Source organism: Pseudodesulfovibrio tunisiensis (assembly GCF_022809775.1).
Taxonomy (GTDB): Bacteria; Desulfobacterota; Desulfovibrionia; order Desulfovibrionales; family Desulfovibrionaceae; genus Pseudodesulfovibrio; species Pseudodesulfovibrio tunisiensis.
In genome coordinates, this window is the sequence record NZ_CP094380.1 from 2,673,877 (window position 1) to 2,691,376 (window position 17,500).

13 protein-coding genes are annotated in these 17,500 nt (G+C 62.3%); 1 reads left to right on the plus strand and 12 read right to left on the minus strand.

Annotated elements, in window-relative coordinates:
• Positions 1-236 precede the first annotated feature (236 nt).
• The 8 genes from MPN23_RS12875 to MPN23_RS12910 all read right to left on the minus strand — a co-directional run bounded on the left by MPN23_RS12875 (position 237) and on the right by MPN23_RS12910 (position 14,202).
• The gene (locus tag MPN23_RS12875) at positions 237-2,231 is read right to left on the minus strand and encodes a DUF6785 family protein (RefSeq protein ID WP_243544598.1); all 1,995 of its coding nucleotides are present in this window, start codon (positions 2,229-2,231) and stop codon (positions 237-239) included.
• Positions 2,228-7,177 carry an FtsX-like permease family protein gene (locus tag MPN23_RS12880; protein WP_243544599.1) on the minus strand — a complete coding sequence of 1,650 codons (4,950 nt, stop codon included), beginning with the start codon at positions 7,175-7,177 and terminating at the stop codon, positions 2,228-2,230. Before MPN23_RS12880 ends, MPN23_RS12875 begins: the two co-directional genes overlap by 4 nt.
• A 3-nt stretch (positions 7,178-7,180) precedes the next feature.
• Complete coding sequence (locus tag MPN23_RS12885) at positions 7,181-7,945, minus strand: ABC transporter ATP-binding protein (protein WP_243544600.1); 765 nt, start codon at positions 7,943-7,945, stop codon at positions 7,181-7,183.
• Positions 7,946-7,973: 28 nt separating this feature from the next.
• Entirely contained in the window at positions 7,974-8,690 is a 717-nt protein-coding gene (locus MPN23_RS12890) for an ABC transporter permease (protein WP_243544601.1), read from the minus strand.
• Between the two features lie 540 nt (positions 8,691-9,230).
• Positions 9,231-11,162 carry a methyl-accepting chemotaxis protein gene (locus tag MPN23_RS12895; protein WP_243544602.1) on the minus strand — a complete coding sequence of 644 codons (1,932 nt, stop codon included), beginning with the start codon at positions 11,160-11,162 and terminating at the stop codon, positions 9,231-9,233.
• A gap of 520 nt (positions 11,163-11,682) precedes the next feature.
• A complete protein-coding gene (gene ychF, locus MPN23_RS12900) occupies positions 11,683-12,783 on the minus strand; it encodes a redox-regulated ATPase YchF (protein WP_243544603.1) in 1,101 nt (366 codons plus the stop codon).
• A 71-nt stretch (positions 12,784-12,854) separates the two neighbouring features.
• On the minus strand, positions 12,855-13,907 hold the full coding sequence (locus MPN23_RS12905) for a DUF2157 domain-containing protein (protein ID WP_243544604.1): 1,053 nt from the start codon (positions 13,905-13,907) through the stop codon (positions 12,855-12,857).
• A 1-nt stretch (position 13,908) separates the two neighbouring features.
• Positions 13,909-14,202, minus strand: a complete 294-nt coding sequence (locus MPN23_RS12910; RefSeq protein ID WP_243544605.1) for a hypothetical protein — start codon at positions 14,200-14,202, stop codon at positions 13,909-13,911.
• A 187-nt stretch (positions 14,203-14,389) separates the two neighbouring features.
• On the opposite strand from MPN23_RS12910, the gene MPN23_RS12915 reads away from it, so the two are divergent.
• A complete protein-coding gene (locus MPN23_RS12915; RefSeq protein WP_243544606.1) occupies positions 14,390-14,803 on the plus strand; it encodes a DnaJ family domain-containing protein in 414 nt (137 codons plus the stop codon).
• 76 nt (positions 14,804-14,879) lie between these two features.
• Here the strand turns inward: MPN23_RS12915 and MPN23_RS12920 are convergent, their stop codons facing one another.
• From MPN23_RS12920 to MPN23_RS12935, 4 genes are read right to left on the minus strand one after another with little or no spacing between them, the layout of a single operon-like run.
• Positions 14,880-15,428, minus strand: a complete 549-nt coding sequence (locus MPN23_RS12920; RefSeq protein WP_243544607.1) for a 2-oxoacid:acceptor oxidoreductase family protein — start codon at positions 15,426-15,428, stop codon at positions 14,880-14,882.
• Positions 15,428-16,198, minus strand: coding sequence for a thiamine pyrophosphate-dependent enzyme (locus MPN23_RS12925; RefSeq protein WP_243544608.1), 771 nt, complete (start codon positions 16,196-16,198; stop codon positions 15,428-15,430). Before MPN23_RS12925 ends, MPN23_RS12920 begins: the two co-directional genes overlap by 1 nt.
• Positions 16,199-17,269, minus strand: a complete 1,071-nt coding sequence (locus MPN23_RS12930) for a 3-methyl-2-oxobutanoate dehydrogenase subunit VorB (RefSeq protein WP_243544609.1) — start codon at positions 17,267-17,269, stop codon at positions 16,199-16,201.
• Complete coding sequence (locus MPN23_RS12935) at positions 17,270-17,500, minus strand: 4Fe-4S binding protein (protein WP_243544610.1); 231 nt, start codon at positions 17,498-17,500, stop codon at positions 17,270-17,272.

Below are 17,500 nucleotides of genomic sequence, written 5' to 3' on the forward strand. Positions count from 1 at the left end.
CGAAACTTTTTGGCGAAAACGCCGCTGAAAGTCCATGCAAACGCAAAAAAATTCATGCGGCGTTTTGGGAAAGAGAAAAAAATCTTGAAAAATTTAACTTTTTTCTCTTCCGCACGCCGCCAGTTTTTTTTTCGTGGACCTTTCCCCTTTGTGGCGGCGTGCAGCCAGAACGTTTTGGGAAGAAGGGGTACGGGGGAAAACCTTTTTCAAAAGGTTTCCCCCGATTCATTCAATGATCACAAAGGGAACACGCTGTATACGGTTCCGGTGAACAGACCGAGGAGCGCATAGGCTCCGCCGGCCAGAAAATCGCCGAGTATCAGGCCGATGAACAGGAATCGGACCCGGTTGAACAGACTGGTGCCGCCATAGTGCAGGCAGAGATGATTGCACAACCAGCCGAGAAAGAAGCTGAACCAGAGAATGTGCATGCCCGAGGAATAGGCCACCACGTATCCCAGCGGGTGCAGGGGCCACCAGGGGAGTCGGTAGTAGCAGAGGATCAGGAAAAACATGATCCCGGCTCCTGCAAGGGTGTAGATCACGGTCCAGCGGTTCGGCCCGGACGGCACGTCCACGAGCTGCTGCGCACTTTCGTAGTTGGCGAGTACGGTTTGCGTGGCCCAGTCCAGATTCAGTTCGCGCAGGCCGTACTTGTACCCGATGAACAGCATGGTGCCGAATGCGCAGGCCACGGCCAGCACAAGGGCGACGCCCAGAATCAGGGGCAGATACTTGCGGTTGTCCGCGGATTCCGCACCCTTTGCGCCATGGAACAATGTCGGGGCCACGGCCTCGCGCATGTCCAGAAACAGGACTTTCTGCATGACTGCCGTGGCGGCAATGCCTGCCGCACCGAAGAATCCTGTGCCGAAGCAGCCCACCAGTGCATCGGCCGGGGCCGCGGTCAGCGTGAAATAGGGAAGTCCGCCCTGACACACGGCGCGCGAGGCCACCAGCGTGACCACGAGAAACGCGCCGGGCAGGGCCAGCGCCGCGAGCAGGGGCAGGCCGAAATACAGGCACCAGCCCACGAGAAAGGCCAGTCCGAGCAGCAGGCCGACCAGCGGCCAGATTGCCGGATGCCATTCCTGCGGCACATCCGGGGTCATGCCTTCCAGTGCCGGGCAGAGCGGCCGGATCGCGCTGCACAGGACATGGCGAAGATGGTGCCGGGCCAGCCAGCACAGAAAGAGAAAGAAGACCAGATAGGCCCCGATGGTCTGGGCGCGTTCCGGACGGATCAGGTCCGGGCCGAAGGTCACGCCGAGCGCAGCCTCGGGGAGCTGCCAGCCCAGCACGTAGAGCAGGCCGAAGAGCAGCCCGGCCAGAATGTAGAACACCCACATGGAAAAGGATATCTGGCGCGTGGTCAGGAACGCGAACCCGATGAAGGCAGGGACAAGATATATCTTGAGCTTGTGAAAGCCCGAGAACAGACCGAATTTCGGAAAGTACTTGCCCGCCAGCACCAGCGTGGGCAGTTCGGGCACGCTGGGGAAATACCAGTGCAGCCCGTTGAGCAGGTGCAGGCTCCCGGCCATGAGCAGGCCCGCCAGCAGGTAGCGGTTGGCCCACCATGCGCCGAGTGTGCGGGAATCCAGCGCCTCGCCCATGAGCTGGGGAACGCGCACCAGCGGGAACATCACGCGCTCGTTCACCACCCATTGGCGACCGAACAGCCGCATCAGGCAGAGCATGACGAAGAACGAACCGAGAATGAACAGGGACCAGACGCCGAGCGGCCCGAGCCATGCACTCCATTGCACGCGGGAAACGATCTGGGAAACGGACATGGCGCGGCCATTGTCCAGCCCGTCGTACAGGGTCTGTACCGCGTTCGGGTCGGACGGGAGCCATGCCTTGGGCAACAGCGGACCGAGCACTTCGGTCCAGCGGTAGTCGTCGTTGGCGAACCGGGCCGGGGCCGTGATGTTCACGAAAAAGGTTTCGGCCAGCCCGGCCCAGCCAATGGCCGAAAACAGGACCATGAGCACCCAGATCACCACGATTTCCACGCCGGACAGCGCGGGCTTTCCGTTCGTGATGCGGGCTTGAAGCGAGCAGAGTGCGAACAGCCATGCCGCAATGAAGAACGGGGCCAGCGGAAAATGCCCGCCCCCGAGCGGGGTGTTGCCGAGCATGGCGGTGTTGAAGGGCGCGGCCACGCACAGGCCGATGCCCAGAATCAGGCCGACCAGCACGGCGCGCAAACGGATATGCCCGGTCATTTCGCGTCCTCCATGGCCTTGCGCTCCCGGTCGAGCGTGGTGCCCAGATCATCGGCAAACGAGTTCACGGCCTCGTCGTCAAGGGATCGCCATGCCAGCAGTTGCTTGCGCAGATCGTTGAGAAAGGTCCGGTTCAGGTTTTCCCACGCCTTGTGCTCCCCGGCCTCGCGGGTCAGCTCCACCTTGACCTGACGGAATCCGGAATACAGATCGGACGGGCAGAAGATGAGCCGCACCTGCTGCCGCACCCCGAAGTCGAACGGAGCCAGCCACACGCGCAGCTTCAGGGAGAAGCACACGTCGTTCCGGGCCAGTTCCTCCAGATGATGCGTCACGTCCGCAAGATTGTCCTCGTTGATGTCGAGGAACCCGCATTGCATGTCGTCCGTGCAGAATGCGCCGTGGGACACGTCGTAGTGCGCCTGATAGTAGTTGACCAGAAAACCGCCTGCGCTGGCCTGTTCCCCGAGCTTGATCAGGAAGGGCAGCACCACGGTCAGGGTGTTGCCCTGCGCCTTTGGCATGACCCAGGAGCGGTTCACGTCCGGGATGGCGATGCGCGCGGCAACCCGCGCCGGATACACGGCGGACAGCAGAACCACGCCCATGACCAGCACCATGGCGGCCACGCCCGAGGTGGATGAATAGTTCGCGGTCATGCCCGCCCAGACCGGAGTCCCGGCCAGAAAGAACGCCGCGCCCTGCGCCACCAGATATCCGGCGACCACGGAAATCACGGCAAAGGCCAAGGCCTCGGCAATGAACAGGAACGCCACGTGCGGCGGAGCCAGCCCCACGGATGTGTAGACCGCGATTTCGGGTTTGCGCTCGTACACCGACCCGATCATGGTGTTGAGCACGATGAGAATGGAGATGGCCAGCGGAATCAAAATGTTGGAGACCCCGGAATAGCTGACCGCGTCCGCGGAATAGAACAGGGACGTGCCGGACGGGCCGCCCCGGAACAGAAGCATGCCGAACCTGTCGCCCAGTTCGCCGCTCACGGCACGAGCCTCGGCCCCGGCCCGGATCGCGATGCCCTTGAGCCGCCCGGCCGGAATCCTGAGCATGTCCCGGGCCGGAATGATCAGGGTTTCATAGCCCGGAATATGCTGGTACCGCGATTCGCTGGACATCACGTCCTCGCCGTCCTCGATCGCCTCGGCCTCGACCTCGCTCATTCGCGAGGCCGCAAGGTTCGGAAACACGATGGGCGTGATGGGCTCGCCGTCCAGATCCGGGTTGTCGCGCAATCCCTGATCGCTGAACACGCCCACCACGGTCAGGGGCACGCCCCACACGTCCACCCGGCTGCGTCTCGGATCATCCGGGTCGACGTTCACGGCCTCGGCAATGCGTTCGGGCAGCAGCACCACATGCCGCTCCCCGGGCCGGAACCAGCGGCCTTTGACCAGAATGCGATCCATGCCGCTGACCTCGGGCTCTGCTGCGGACAGGCCAACCAGTCCGCGCGCAAGAGCCTCCCTCCCTTCACGCGTCACGGGAATGTCCGGGGCGCGGGACTTGTCCCCGGTGATTCCGCTGGCGTCATACCATGTGCGCGGAGCCACGACCCCGGAGCCGCGAAACGCGTTTTCCACCACTTCCAACGCTTCCTCGGGCAGGTCTGTCCAATTGAAATACTTCATGAACAGCCCGGTGTACGTGGCGTGCGGGCTGAAGTTGGCCCATCCCTTCTGACGCACTGACTTCACGGTGGTGAAATTCATGATGGTGAAGGTCAGGATGGTCAGGGTCAGAAAGGTCAGAAACGTACGCACGGGCCTGCGCTTGAGATTGCCCACGCCAAGCCGGAACGCCGCAGCAAATGCGGCAGCCGGGCTGATCCCGGACAGCTTGACGTGACGCGACCGCTTCTGCAGTTCCACCATTTCCCGCTCGAAACGCAGAAAGATGATCATGGCCACGAGCAGGGACAGGGCCAGAATGAAGAAGGCCAGAATCACGACCATGGGGCTGTAGGTGAGCTGAAACGCGGGATGCACCATGTACACCACCCCGATGATCAGGCCGAGGAATCCCAGAAATGCGGCAATGCGCTTCTTTATGTCCACGAAGGAGAAGAACAGCCGCTCCATGCAGTAGGCGAACGGCACGAACAGGGCCACGTAGAACAGCACGCCGATGAGCACGTCGCGCTGGGTCTTGTCCACGTCTCCGTAGACCCGGCTGGCCTTGGCAAGGGATGCTCGCGACGCCTCCAGGAATTCGTCCCAGATTCGTGCCGAACGAAACGCCTCGGCCCGTTCCAGATCATCCCGGCCCAGCCGTCGCAGTTCGCGGATGCGGTCATTGATGATGCCCCGTTCCTCCAGGCTGGAAATGCGCGGCTCCAGCAGGCTCCACATGTCGCGCGCCGCCCGGTATTCCGTAAGCGGAATCACGGGCCAGTTCCGGGCCACATATCCCTTTCCCTGCGGATCGTCGGGCCGGGCGTTGAGCAACAGCACCTTCCTGTCCAGCACGGTGTCGGACAGGGTGAGTTTCACGGGCGTGTCCGGTTCGAGGAACAGCGTGCCGAGGGTGGAGGACCGGGTGTCCATGCGGCTGTACCAGTAGCTCACGGGCGGGGCTTCGGTGCGCGCATCGATGAGCATGGGGCGGTACAGATAGCGGAAGGTGCGTGGCTCGATCATGCTGAAGGCCGTGGTCTGGGCGCAGCCGAACAGGATCAGGTCCGTGGCCTGCACACGTCGTTTGATCTTGACCCGATACGCGTCCTTGCCGGTCTTTGGCTTGTCGATGGCCCACGCGGCCAGCCCGGTGAGCGGATCGAACCGGAAGCCCTCGATCACGGCCTTGTGGTAGCTCACCTTGCGGTCGGCCAGTCCGGGAATGCGGAAATGTCCGCCCGTGTCCACCATGCCGTACAGCCGCGTGGTCCACTGGAAAGCGAGCACCACCATGTCCGTGCCCGGCCTGTCCGGGAACACTTCGCCTTTTCGCAGCAGGTTGGCGCGGCCCGTGAGTGTGGAAAAATGGTTCTTCCCGCGTTCGCCCGCATCCTCCACGGGCCGGTTCGCCAGCCCGCGAACCAGTGAGGACACGAGGCGGGACTGCTGTTTCAGGTAGGCGAAATTCACGCGTTCGGGCACATCCTGCGGCGTGCCCCATGCCGGGCGAACGTCGAAGACCGTTGCCAGCGTTATGGCCGGGAAACCGGCAAGGGCCATGGGTTCCGCGCCCAGTTCCGGGTTGTCCGGCAGAAATCCCTGCCACGCCCTGCGCCCCGGCCGCAGCGTATCGTGGAACAGATCGCGCCCCTCGTCCCCGAGGCCGGCCACCACGTCCTTGACCACGGCGTCCATGGGCCGAAGAAACGCGGTTCGGTTCACGTCCGGCATCAGGTCGTACAGCCACCCCTTGTCGAATCCGCCCACGCCTCTGCCGTGGCTGGACAGATACAGGGACACGTGTGCCACGATGGACCGTCCGTCCAGCGCCTCGCGCAGTTCCAGGGCTGAGGCCATGTCCGCAAGCTGCCCCGTTGCATCGGCCAGAATCTCCGTCTGATCCCGGGCCACGTCCCTGAAGAAATCCCGGAGCAGGGCGCGTTCCCGCTTGTCCAGAGCAATGCCCGGACCTGTGGACTGCACCCAATTCATGCTCTTGAGCGCCCGTCGCCGTGCAGCCAGCCGTCTGATCCTTCCGTCCCGGCCCATGCCGGGCATGTCCGTCCGGGTCATGCCCATGCCCGGGATCGGCATTCCGTTGTGCATCATGCCGGGACCGTTCACGCCCGGCACCATGCCCATGTGATTGGCCATGAGCCGCAACCGCATCAGGTCATTGGTCAGGTCGTCCTCGGCATTGCGCACCACGGTGCGAAATGCGGTCTTGAGCAGGGCTTCGGTGTCCCGGTCCTGCATGGCCGCATCGGAAAACGGGTTCCCGGAGTTCAGCAGTTCCAGTACCCGGGTCGCATTGTTCACCCGGGTTTCCAGCTCGTCCCGGCGTTCACGCAGGTCCGCGCCTTTGGTTACCAGCCCCCACGTGAATTCCCGCATGCCGACCTGCGCCGATCCCCGACCAGCCGTGGCCAGCAGCAGCACGGATCGTTCCGGCCGCTGTCTGCCCAGCATGGCAGCCAGCTCCACGAGTTCGGCAATGGATGTCCCTTCGTCCGCGCCGGGCGCATCTCCGGCCACCCATGAGCCGGTGTCGTAGAAGGCCTCCAGAACAAGCAGTTCCCGCTCCCGATCCGTGCCCGGAATCAGGCACCAGACATTGTGAGCCTCCACATTGCTCCACTCGGCCCGGGAAGAAATCCGGGCGCGGCCCAGTTCATGGGGGCCGAGCAGGGAAAAACCCGTGCCGAATGCCTCGCGCGCCTCGGCCCGGGACATCCAGAACATGGGAAGATCCACGGGAGTAAGTTCGAACTTGGGATTGAACACGGCACGGGGAACCGGACCGGATTCCTCGGCTCCGGCCACGAAGATCAGGGAGCGTGCGCCAAGCAGGGCCGCATTGTTCCAATTCTTGCCGGAATCCATGTCCAGCAGCACGATTGCGCCCAGCACCTCCATGCCGTTGAAATCGGAGGTCCGTCCCTGTCCCGCGTAGATCAGGGGGCCGTCCAGTCCGGGCGGTTCGATCGCGCCCGGACTCAGCGCATTGACCCGGAGCTGCTTCAGGGTAATGACCTTGCCTGACTCCGCCGGAATCAACCACGCGCCGCCTTCCTCCAGCGCGGGCACATGAAAGGCCTGCCGTCCGAACCGGCTGTTCTCGGGCGCGACGCGGCGAAATTCCGCTTCCACCAGATCAGCGGCCCGGGCAAGCCCGGGAGTGCCCAGCGAACGGTCGCCCAGCTCGACGAGCGAATGCAGGAAACGGCTGTCTGCCGCGCGTCCCTGTCCCGCCAGCATGAGGAGCAGCCCCAGACAGAGCAGGCACGGGCCAATGGCGCGGCAGACACGCATGGCTCAGCTCCTCTGTCCGTCCGGCGTGGATTTTCCACCGCCGATGCCGCCCACGGTGATGTCCAGTTCCTCGCGACGCTCCACGCGATCCACCTGCCCGTCGCGCACCCAGACCACGCGGTCGGACACGTTCAGCATCTTGTAGTCGTGGGTCGCGGAAATGATGGTCACCCCGCGTTCCGCGGACAGCATCCTGAGCAGTTCGATGATCTCCTCGCCCGTGGACAGGTCCAGATTGCCCGTGGGCTCGTCCGCCAGCACGATGGCCGGATCATTGGCCAGTGACCGGGCAATGGCAACCCGCTGCTGCTGGCCGCCGGACAGCTCCAGCGGCTTGTGCTGAAACCGGGACCCCAGTCCGACCAGCCCGAGCAGTTCGATGCCCTTTTCCACGGCATCGTCCGCGTTCATGCCCGCAAAGGTCATGGGCAGGGTCACGTTTTCCAGCGCGGTCATGACCGGGATGAGATTGAATGTCTGAAATATGTAGCCGATCTGGCGGTTGCGCAGCCACGCCAGCTCGTAGGCGTCGAGCTGGGAGATGTCCACCTCGTCGATGAACACCTTGCCCTCGGTGGGCTTGTCCAGACCGCCGATCATGTTGAACAGCGTGGATTTCCCCGAGCCGGACGGGCCCATGATGGACACGTATTCCCCGGCGAATATCTCCAGATCCACGCCCTTGAGCGCCTCCACGTCCAGCTTGCCCATGCGGAAGCTCTTGCGGACCCCCACGACCCTGACGATGGTGCGCCTTTCCTGATTCATGCCAGTCCCTTGCTGTACGGATTTCGGATCAGTGTTCGGCCCGGAGCGCCTTGATGGGCGTCATGCGGGCCGCAAGCACGGACGGATACAGCACCCCGACCAGGCTCAGGCCGCACCCGGAAAGCACGGCCAGCCCCATGGACCCGAACGCGTCCCAGAGCGGCAGATGCACCACCGCCCCGGTTCCGAAACGCGCCAGTCCGGCCAGCAGCGATACCACGGTGCCCAGCAGTGCTCCGGCTCCGGCTCCGGCCAGTCCCTGCATGGCCGCTTCCAGCAGAAACAGCCGCAGGATCATGGAATCCAGCGCGCCCAGGCATTTCATGACCCCGATTTCCGGAAACCGTTCGGTCACGGACATGAGCTGCGCGTTCACGATGCCCACGGTACAGACCAGCAGGGACAGGATCACGATCCACCGTTCCTTGGCGGACATGGCCACGCTGCCCGCGTCCGGGTTCACGTCGAATCCGGCCAGCGACAGTGCGCGTGCCGCATCCGATCCGCCTCCGGCCAGCAGGCCCGAGGCAATATCCAGATTCACCAGCACGAACGCCAGAAACGACACGGCCAGCACCAGACTGGAAACCGTGATCATGGACCGGAAAAACCGGACCCGCAGATTCCTGAAGCTGATCTCGAGCGATTTGGACCAGGACAGGGAAATGAGCCGAGAAACCTCGCCCACAGGTCTGCCCAGAATCGAACCGCCCGGGTGTGCCCCGTTTGTCGGTCGAGTATCCATTTTGCCGCAATCCTATGCGCAACACGGATTCATGACAAGGGTATGCATATCGAACCGGTGTGATTTTTTCGCAAAAACCATATGAGGAGGAATGCCTTTGGCGACCCTCCCGGGGGGCCGGGCTCTGCCCGGACCCGCCAAGGAGCAAGGCCCCTTGGATCCCCATTGTGTCTTGAGAATCGTAAAAGGCCCGATGAATGCTCTGTCGAGACATTCACCGGGCCTTTCCCGATTCTCAAGACGGGGTGGCTTCAAAAGAGAGGCTTGTTTTTCCTCTTTTGCCTGTTTCCCCCGAGTTCCGATTTTTCGATGGCGTAATCGTCCGCTTTTCCGCAGCTCCCTACGCCGCCAAACGAGCCGGTCAGGTTCCCTCATCCCTCACAGGCGGCGTAGAACCAGAAAGCTTTGGAGAGTCCAGAGAACCTTTCTCGACAAATCCGCAGGACAGCGGATTTGGACGCTGGCTTTGCAGCGCCCGAAGGGTGAGGCCCAGGACGGGCCGAATCAAAGTTTCTCGGGTCGCCGAAGGCATTCTTCCTCCTACTGCTTGAGTTCCGCGATGATGCGTTCCAGATCGTGTGCCCGGCGGGCCAGATCGGCGAGGGCCGTGGCGGATTCGTTCATGGCCTGTGCGGTCTCCCGGGAGACTTCGGAGACCTCCTGAACCGAGACATTGATCTGCTCGCCTGCGGCGGACTGCTCTTCCGAGGCCGTGGCAATGGCCCGCACCTCGGATTCGTTTTCCTCGGCCAGATCGACAATGGAGGCCAGAGCGGCTCCGGCCTTGTCCGCCATCGTGGTACTGCCGACCACAGCCTCGGCCGTGGATTCCATGGCATGGATGCTGAGCTGGGTCCCGTCCTGAATGTCCCTGACTGCCTCGCCAACCTCATTGGTGGCGACCATGGTCTTTTCCGCGAGCTTGCGCACTTCGTCCGCCACCACGGCGAATCCCCGACCGGCGTCTCCGGCCCGGGCAGCCTCGATGGCCGCGTTCAGGGCGAGCAGGTTGGTCTGGTCCGCAATGTCGCTGATCACGCCCATGATGCGCCCGATGTTGCTGGCCTTGTCGCCCAGCATGTTCAGGTCTTCCGTCATGGTCCGGGCATGCGTGCGCACTGCGCCGATGGACTGGGCGAGTTCGGACACGATCTTCTGCCCCTGCCAGGCCTGTTCGCGCGAATTTTCCGCGCTGTTGGCTGCGGAGCCCGCGTTTTGGGCCACTTCCAGGATTGCGGTACCCATCTGGGACATGGCGGTCGCGGCTTCACTGGTCATCCGGGTCTGATCTTCGGCTCCGTGGCTGGCCTGCTCGACCTGCACGGAAAGCTCGGTGGATGCGGAGGACACCTGTTCCACGATGACTTCGAGCTGCTGGGCTGCATGCAGTCGGCCTTCGCGTCTGGCGTTTTCCGCTTCCTTGCGCGCCTGTTCCGCGCGTTCCGTCGCCTTTTGGGCCGCCTCGGTCTGCTGCTCGGCCTCTTCGGTCTTTTCCCGCGCGGTTTCGACCATGGTTTCCAAACTGTCCACCATGTTGCGCAGTGCATCGGCCAGAATGCCCAGTTCGTCCCCGCGATGCACGTCCAGAGTCGTGTCGAATTCCCCTCGGGCAACATGCTGGGCGAATTGCATGGTGCGCTTCAGGGGCACGCACAGACTGCGCACCGTGAAGACCACCACCACGACGAGCAGGATCAATCCGCACAGACCCAGACCAATGCTCATGAACATGGTCCTGTCCGCAGCGGCAACGATCTTTGCCCGGGGCATGGCCACGGCAATGGACCAGACCGAGGACAGCCCGTCCACGTGTACGGGTTGAAAGCGGTAATAGATGCCGCTTTTTCTTTCGAACTGTTCGCTGCCTTTGCCCTTGCTCACGTTGTCGAGAATGGCGGCACCGATTTCGCGATCGAAAAATTCGGCCACGCTTTTGCCGATGCGCTCCTTGCGCGGATGGGACACGATTTCCCCGCGGGCCGAGGCCAGAAACGCATAGCCCGTTTCATAGGGGCGGATGTCGGCAACCATGTTTTCCAGACTGCCGAGGTCGAAGTTGATGCCCACCACGCCGACCACTCGTCCCTGCACTGTCACGGGAGCGGCCACAGTGGCCTGCGTCGTGCCCAGCGTCCGATCCCGGTAGGGTTCGGTGAGCACCGGGCCCTGGGTTTGCATGGGCACCCGGTACCATTCCTGATCACGATATCCGCTCAGGTTGCGGGCCGCGCTCCGGGCGTCGCCACGCACGAACTCCAGAGCGTATTCGCCGCCGCTGCGTTCGCCCCGGGTCATGACCGAGCCATCGAATGTGGCCTGAATGGAGAAGAACTTGCGGTTCGAGGCCAGCGTGCGGCGCAGAATGCGATTGGCGGCCTCCCGGCTCCATCCCCCCTGTTCCGCTGCCATGGCCTCGAATGTCGCGGCCAGCGTGCGTGTCACGTCCAGACCGGTCTCAATGTCTGCTTGCACTTCATTCGCATATCGTGCGCCCATTTCCTGAGCCAGCGAGCGTGCATCATTTCTCGATATCTCGCTGATTTTCCATGCACTGAACCAGGTGAGTCCTGCCAGAACAAGGGCTACGACGCCAATAATGGGGAATAATATTCGCTGAGTGAGATTCCAACTTCGAAACATGGCCCGCCTCCTGTTTGATGTGGTCTTCTATATTAAACATTTGTTTATGAAAAGGTTCATGATTTTAGGGTGTTCAAAAGTCGGCATACGCCACCAATCCGGTTCTGTACAGGGGGTGGCAAAGAAAGTTCAGCCACATGATTATTATTCGCAAACTTTACGGTAACTAATCGGTATTGTGAATGAACGGTTGGTTGGAAGCTTTGGATGTCGGGCTGATTGCGAGAGGAAATCGTGGGCAGCAGAGGAAGGGCGGACGATTGTCCGTCTCCATGCGTGAAAGCGGTTGGAAAAAGGGCGGCGCGTTCCTTTTGGAACGCGCCGCCCTTGATTGCGGATTCGAGTCGAGGGGCTAGACGTTGAACAGGAAGTGCATGACGTCGCCGTCGCGCACCACGTATTCCTTGCCTTCCACGCGCAGCACGCCTTCGCTGCGGCATTTGGACTCGGAGCCAAGGCGGACGTAGTCGTCATAGCTGATGACCTCGGCGCGGATGAAGCCGCGTTCGAAGTCCGTGTGAATGACTCCGGCGGCCTGCGGGGCCTTGTCGCCGTCGTGGATGGTCCACGCCTTGACTTCCTTGGGACCGGCCGTGAAATAGCTGATCAGGCCGAGGGTGCCGTAGCTGGTGCGCACGATCTGGTCCAGACCGGCTTCGGTCACGCCGTAGGATTCCAGAAATTCCTGATATTCCTCGTCTTCAAGGCCGACCAGTTCCTCTTCCATGCGAGCGGAAATCTTGACGAATTCCGCGCCCCGCTCCTGGGCCAGCTTCTGCACGGCAGCAACGTAGTCGTTGTCCTCGGCAAGGCCGTTCTCGTCCACGTTGGCGCAGTAGATGACCTTCTTGGACGTGAGCAGACGCACTTCGCTCAGGAGCTCGGCAACGCCCTTGTTGTCCATGCCCGGGAAGGTCACGGCAGGCTCGCCCTTGTCCAGATGTTCGAGGATGTCCTTGGCCGCGGTCACCATGGGAGCCAGCGACTTGTCGCCCTTGAGCATCTTTTCCATGCGCGCCAGCCGGTTTTCCAGCGTCTGGACATCGGAAAGGATCAGTTCGGTTTCGATGATCTCGATGTCGCGCAGGGGATCGATGGAGTTGGCCACGTGCACGATGTCGTCATCGTCAAAGCAGCGCACCACGTGCAGGATGGCCTGCGTCTCGCGGATGTTGCCGAGAAACTTGTTGCCAAGGCCCTCGCCCTTGCTTGCGCCGGCCACCAGACCCGCGATGTCCACGAAGTCCACGGTGGCGTTGACCAGTTTCTGGGGATCGACCAGTTCGGCCAGCCTGGCAAGGCGTGCGTCCGGGACCGGAACCACGGCCTTGTTCGGTTCGATGGTGCAAAAGGCGTAGTTCGCGCTTTCCGCGTTCTGCGCCTTGGTCAAAGCGTTGAAGAGCGTGGATTTGCCCACGTTCGGCAAGCCCACGATGCCTATGCTCAAAGCCATTGTCTGCTCCTGAATATATACGATGGAAAATATGTTGTCCGAAGATGAGGACCCTCAGTACATGCGATCCGTCAATCATGCAAGTTCCGGGAACTGTCGCGCCATGCGGGCAGTTGCCGGAGCAGCGGCCCCGGAATCAGGGATTCCACGCGCGCGGTCAGGGATGCGGCATGGCGTCGGCACAGGATGCCCAGCCAGATCACGCCCAGTCCCACTGCGCTGAGCGTGAACGGAAACAGCAGGGAATCCTCGAACACGGAATAGGCCAGATGCGCGAGATACCCGAACGCACCGATGCCGCCCAGAATCAGGAATATCCTGCGCCGCAGCAGCAGGGCCGATCCCATCATCACGAGATTGACCACGAAATAGCCGAATTTCGACCACTCGGAATTGCTGTCCAGCACGGACAATCCGCCCCAGAACGCGAGCGCGCCGAACAGATAGCCCCAGAACGCGTAGTCCAGCCGAGAGCGGCGATCCACGCCAAAGCTTGCCGCGATCATGACCAGTCCGAACCACAGGGAAACCACGGCCCGGTCATCCCAGTCGTACCCCGCGCCGTACACGAATCCCACCGCGTCCATGGACAGGAACCATGCGGCCACGGCCACGGGCAGGGTCAGGAACGGGAAGCGGAAGAAGCGCAGGGCGAGCAGTCCGGCTGCCATGGTGGCGATTTCCATGCCCACCCAGCCGGATTTGGCCCAGTGGAAGAAGTCGCGATACGCACCGGGATCGCTGTCCGGCCACCAGCCCAGAAGGCGTTGCGCCGCATACACGGCCAAAGGCGTCATGGCCACGGCTGCCGTGATCAGCAGCCCACCCGGCACCTCAAGCCCCTTTTTCCAGAGCCGTTTGCCGATCAGCAGGAAGAGCGCAGCGTACCCGAGGGCCACGGCCAGCAGTCCGCTTCCGCCGAGCTTGTCCCAGGCATCGGTCACGAACCAGCCCAGAGCGGCCATGACCACGAGCGCGCCGAAATAGTAGAGTACATGGGACGGCGTGAACTCGGCTTCCGGGTCGCGGTTGTCGTCCACCATCCGAAGGAATGCGTCACGCTGGTCCGGGGACAGGATGTCCTGTTCCACGGCCCTGTTCAGGTCATGCAGGGTGAATTTCATGCTATACTTCGTCCGGTGCGTTCAGGGTGAAGAACTGCCGAAGCTGGTCGCGCACGGCCTGCGCCAGACGGCCTTCGGCCATGTGCGGCTTTTCCCGGGCAATGACCCGGAAGGTCAGTTCGCAGAGATTGCGGGACGCGGCCGCCATTTCCTCGATGTCCTCGTCAAGGATCATGCGGTTTCTGAATCGGTCCCAGAGCAGATACTTGAACAGGGTCCGTCTGTCCGCCGAAGGGTTCCGGCGGGCCTTTTCCCGATAGGCGGTAAGCAGTTCCAATGCGGTGTTTGCTGGCATGCCGCATCATAGGTCGGAATGGGGCTGATTGTCATCACCGGAGTCGCATGGGCCCGGTCCGCAGAAAATCCGAACACCTCGAAGGTGCGGAAAGCCCGGGGCGGGCCCTTTTTCTGCGCCTTGCAGCGCATGGCCTTGAAACAGGCAGGTTTTGACAATCGCGCCCGGGAAGGGGAATATGGGGCGCATGAGTCTGCTGTTTGCCCAGATCGTTTCGGAAGAACGAATCCGGAAGGCCATGCGGGAAGGCCAGTTCGACAACCTTGAAGGCGCGGGAAAGCCCCTGCCGCCGGACGAGGCCGAACATCTGCCGCCGGAATTGCGCATGGCCTATCGCATCCTCAAAAGCTCGGGGCATCTGCCTGCCGAGGTTCTGGAGGAACGCGAGATCAACCGCGCCATCGACATGCTGGAGCATCTGGAGGACGAGAGCGAACGCTACCGCCAGATGCACAAGCTGGACGTGATGATCATGCGCATGAACGAACGACGCAAGCGGCCGATCTCCTTGCAGGACAAGGACGATTATTATCCGCGCATCGTGGAGAAGATGAAGCTTGCCGAGAAGAAGTTCGGCAAGGGCGACAGCGGAAGGAAATAGTTTCCCGAGACAGAGGAAAAGGAAAACGGCCGGAGCGCATGCCCCGGCCGTTTTTTTCATTCGGATATGGTTCGGGCTAGCCCGCCACGACCTCGGCCCCGGCGCGGATGGCTTCCGCGTTCTTGGGGATCAGGTGGTGGTAGTGGGCGGAGATCACGTTTTCGAGGGAGTCGATGGCCGCCTCGAGCGGGATGATGCCCGTGGCCTGGATGTATGCGCCGATGGCAACCATGTTGGCCATGCGGGTGTTGCCGATCCTGTCCGCAATCTCGTTGCAGGGCACGGCAATGCAGTTGACACGCTCGGTGTCGGCCAGGCTCATGTCCACGAGGGACGAGTTGATGATGTTCACGCAGCCGTCCTTGAGCCGGGGCTGGAACTTGTCCAGCGAGGGCCGATTCATGATGATCAGGCTGGAGGGCCAGTGAATGATGGGCGATCCGATGTCGTCCTCGGACAGCACCACGGTGCAATTGGCCGTGCCGCCGCGCATTTCCGGACCGTACACCGGAATGTAGGTCACGTTCAGGCCGTCCTTCATGCCGGCGTAGGCCAGCAGGTTGCCGATGAGCATCACGCCCTGACCGCCGAAGCCCGCTATGATCGTGTCGATGTATCTGGACATTAGCAGGCGCCTCCTTCCTCGGTCGCGTCCTTGTACACGCCGAGCGGGAAGTACGGGATCATTTCCTTTTCGATGCGCTCGTTTGCGGCCACCGGAGTCATCTTCCAGTTGGTGGGGCAGGCCGAGAGCAGCTCGACAAAGCCGAAGCCCAGTCCCTTTGTCTGGCATTCGAATGCCTTGCGCAGGTATTTCTTGGCCTTGCGGATGTTCTTGACCGAATTCAGGGAACCGCGCGCGGCAAAGGCCACGCCGCCCAGCGTGGACAGGATTTCCGTCATCTTGATGGGCATGCCCTCGTGCTCGCGGCAGCGGCCCGCGGGGCAGGTGGTGGTCTTCTGGCCGATCAGGGTGGTCGGGGCCATCTGGCCGCCGGTCATGCCGTACACCGTGTTGTTCACGAACACCACGGCAATGCGTTCGCCGCGGTTGGCAGCGTGCATGATCTCGGCCATGCCGATGGAAGCGAGGTCGCCGTCGCCCTGATAGGCGAACACGAAATTGTCGGGCCGGGCGCGCTTCACGCCGGTGGCAACCGCCGGGGCGCGTCCGTGGGGCGCTTCCACCGCGTCCACATTCAGATAGTTGTACAGGAACACCGAGCAGCCGATGGACGTGACGAGCAGGGTCCTGTCCACCAGCTCCATCTCCTCCAGCAGCTCGCCCACCAGCCGGTGCGCCACGCCGTGGTGGCAGCCCGGACAGTAGTGCGTGGGCCGGTCAATGACGACTTCGGGTCTGTCGAAAACGAGTTTTTCTTGCATTTCGGACATCTACTTCCCCTCCAGGCAGTTGAGGATCGGCTCCTCGAATTCGTCGGGGGTGGGCAGGTTGCCGGGAAGGACCGGGAAGAAGTCCGAGTCGGCAACCGTGCGAATGGCCAGACGAACATCGTCCACCATCTGGCCGAGGTTGTGTTCAATGGTCAGGAACCGCTTGCCCTGCTTGGCCATCTCCAGAAGCGGAGCGCTCGGGAACGGGAACAGGGTCTTGGGCCGGAACAGGCCGACCTTGTGTCCGGCCGCGCGCAGGGAGCGCACCGTGGACTTGGCAATGCGGCCGATGGAACCGAACGCGCACACGATCAGGTCCGCGTCCTCGGTCTCGAAGGCCTCGTATTCCACCAGATCCTGCCATGCCTTGTACTTGGCCATGAGCTTTTTGTTCTGACCGGCCAGCGCGCCTTCCTCAAGGAACAGGGACTTGATCAGCCGCTTTTCCCGATCCGGGGTCTTGCCGTTCATGCACCATGCCGCGCCCGGTTCCGGGTCCACGTTTTCCGGGGTCCAGGGCACGATGGGTTCCTTCATCTGTCCGAGAATGGCGTCGCCAAGGATCATGACCGGAGTGCGGTATCTGAAGGCGATGTCGAATGCCTGAATGGTCATGTCGTAGCCTTCCTGCACCGTGCCCGGAGCCAGCACGAACAGACGGTAGTCGCCGTGTCCGCCGCCGCGCGTGGACTGGTAGTAGTCGCCCTGTGCCGGGCCGATGTCGCCCAGTCCCGGGCCGCCGCGGGTCATGTTGACCACGACCGCCGGAATCTCGGAGCCGGCCATGTAGGAGATGGCTTCCTGCTTCAGGGAAATGCCCGGGCTGGAAGACGAGGTCATGGCACGAATGCCTGCCGCGCCCGCGCCCAGCACCATGTTGGCCGCAGCCACTTCGGACTCGGCCTGCACAAAGTCGCCGCCCGCGTCGATCATGGCCTTGGATAGAAATTCGGGAATGTCGTTCTGCGGGGTGATGGGATAGCCGAAAAAGCATTTGCACTGCGCTGCCAGCGCGCCGCGTGCGATTGCCTCGTTCCCCTTGATGAAGATTCTCTCAGGCTGTTTCGTCATTTACTTCCCCCCTTTCTTCGGGGTTCTGTAGACCTTGATGGCCACATCCGGGCAGATCAATGCACAGGACGCGCATCCGGTACACTTGTCCTTGTCCTGTTCAGGCACTTCCGCGACCTTGTAGCCGCTGGCGTTGAACCTGTCGGACTGGACAATGATGTTCACGGGACAGACCGTGGTGCACAGCAGGCACCCCTTGCATCTGTCCTCCTGGACTTCGATTCGGGACAT

Bases quoted from the DNA above. Each gene is read 5' to 3' on its own strand.
- MPN23_RS12925 (WP_243544608.1), bottom strand. From the start codon at position 16,198: ATGTCCGAAATGCAAGAAAAACTCGTTTTCGACAGACCCGAAGTCGTC.
- MPN23_RS12915 (WP_243544606.1), top strand. From the start codon at position 14,390: ATGAGTCTGCTGTTTGCCCAGATCGTTTCGGAAGAACGAATCCGGAAG.
- MPN23_RS12885 (WP_243544600.1), bottom strand. From the start codon at position 7,945: ATGAATCAGGAAAGGCGCACCATCGTCAGGGTCGTGGGGGTCCGCAAG.
- MPN23_RS12880 (WP_243544599.1), bottom strand. From the start codon at position 7,177: ATGCGTGTCTGCCGCGCCATTGGCCCGTGCCTGCTCTGTCTGGGGCTG.
- MPN23_RS12935 (WP_243544610.1), bottom strand. From the start codon at position 17,500: ATGTCCCGAATCGAAGTCCAGGAGGACAGATGCAAGGGGTGCCTGCTG.
- MPN23_RS12905 (WP_243544604.1), bottom strand. From the start codon at position 13,907: ATGAAATTCACCCTGCATGACCTGAACAGGGCCGTGGAACAGGACATC.
- MPN23_RS12875 (WP_243544598.1), bottom strand. From the start codon at position 2,231: ATGACCGGGCATATCCGTTTGCGCGCCGTGCTGGTCGGCCTGATTCTG.
- MPN23_RS12910 (WP_243544605.1), bottom strand. From the start codon at position 14,202: ATGCCAGCAAACACCGCATTGGAACTGCTTACCGCCTATCGGGAAAAG.
- MPN23_RS12920 (WP_243544607.1), bottom strand. From the start codon at position 15,428: ATGTCCAGATACATCGACACGATCATAGCGGGCTTCGGCGGTCAGGGC.
- MPN23_RS12890 (WP_243544601.1), bottom strand. From the start codon at position 8,690: ATGGATACTCGACCGACAAACGGGGCACACCCGGGCGGTTCGATTCTG.
- MPN23_RS12930 (WP_243544609.1), bottom strand. From the start codon at position 17,269: ATGACGAAACAGCCTGAGAGAATCTTCATCAAGGGGAACGAGGCAATC.
- ychF (WP_243544603.1), bottom strand. From the start codon at position 12,783: ATGGCTTTGAGCATAGGCATCGTGGGCTTGCCGAACGTGGGCAAATCC.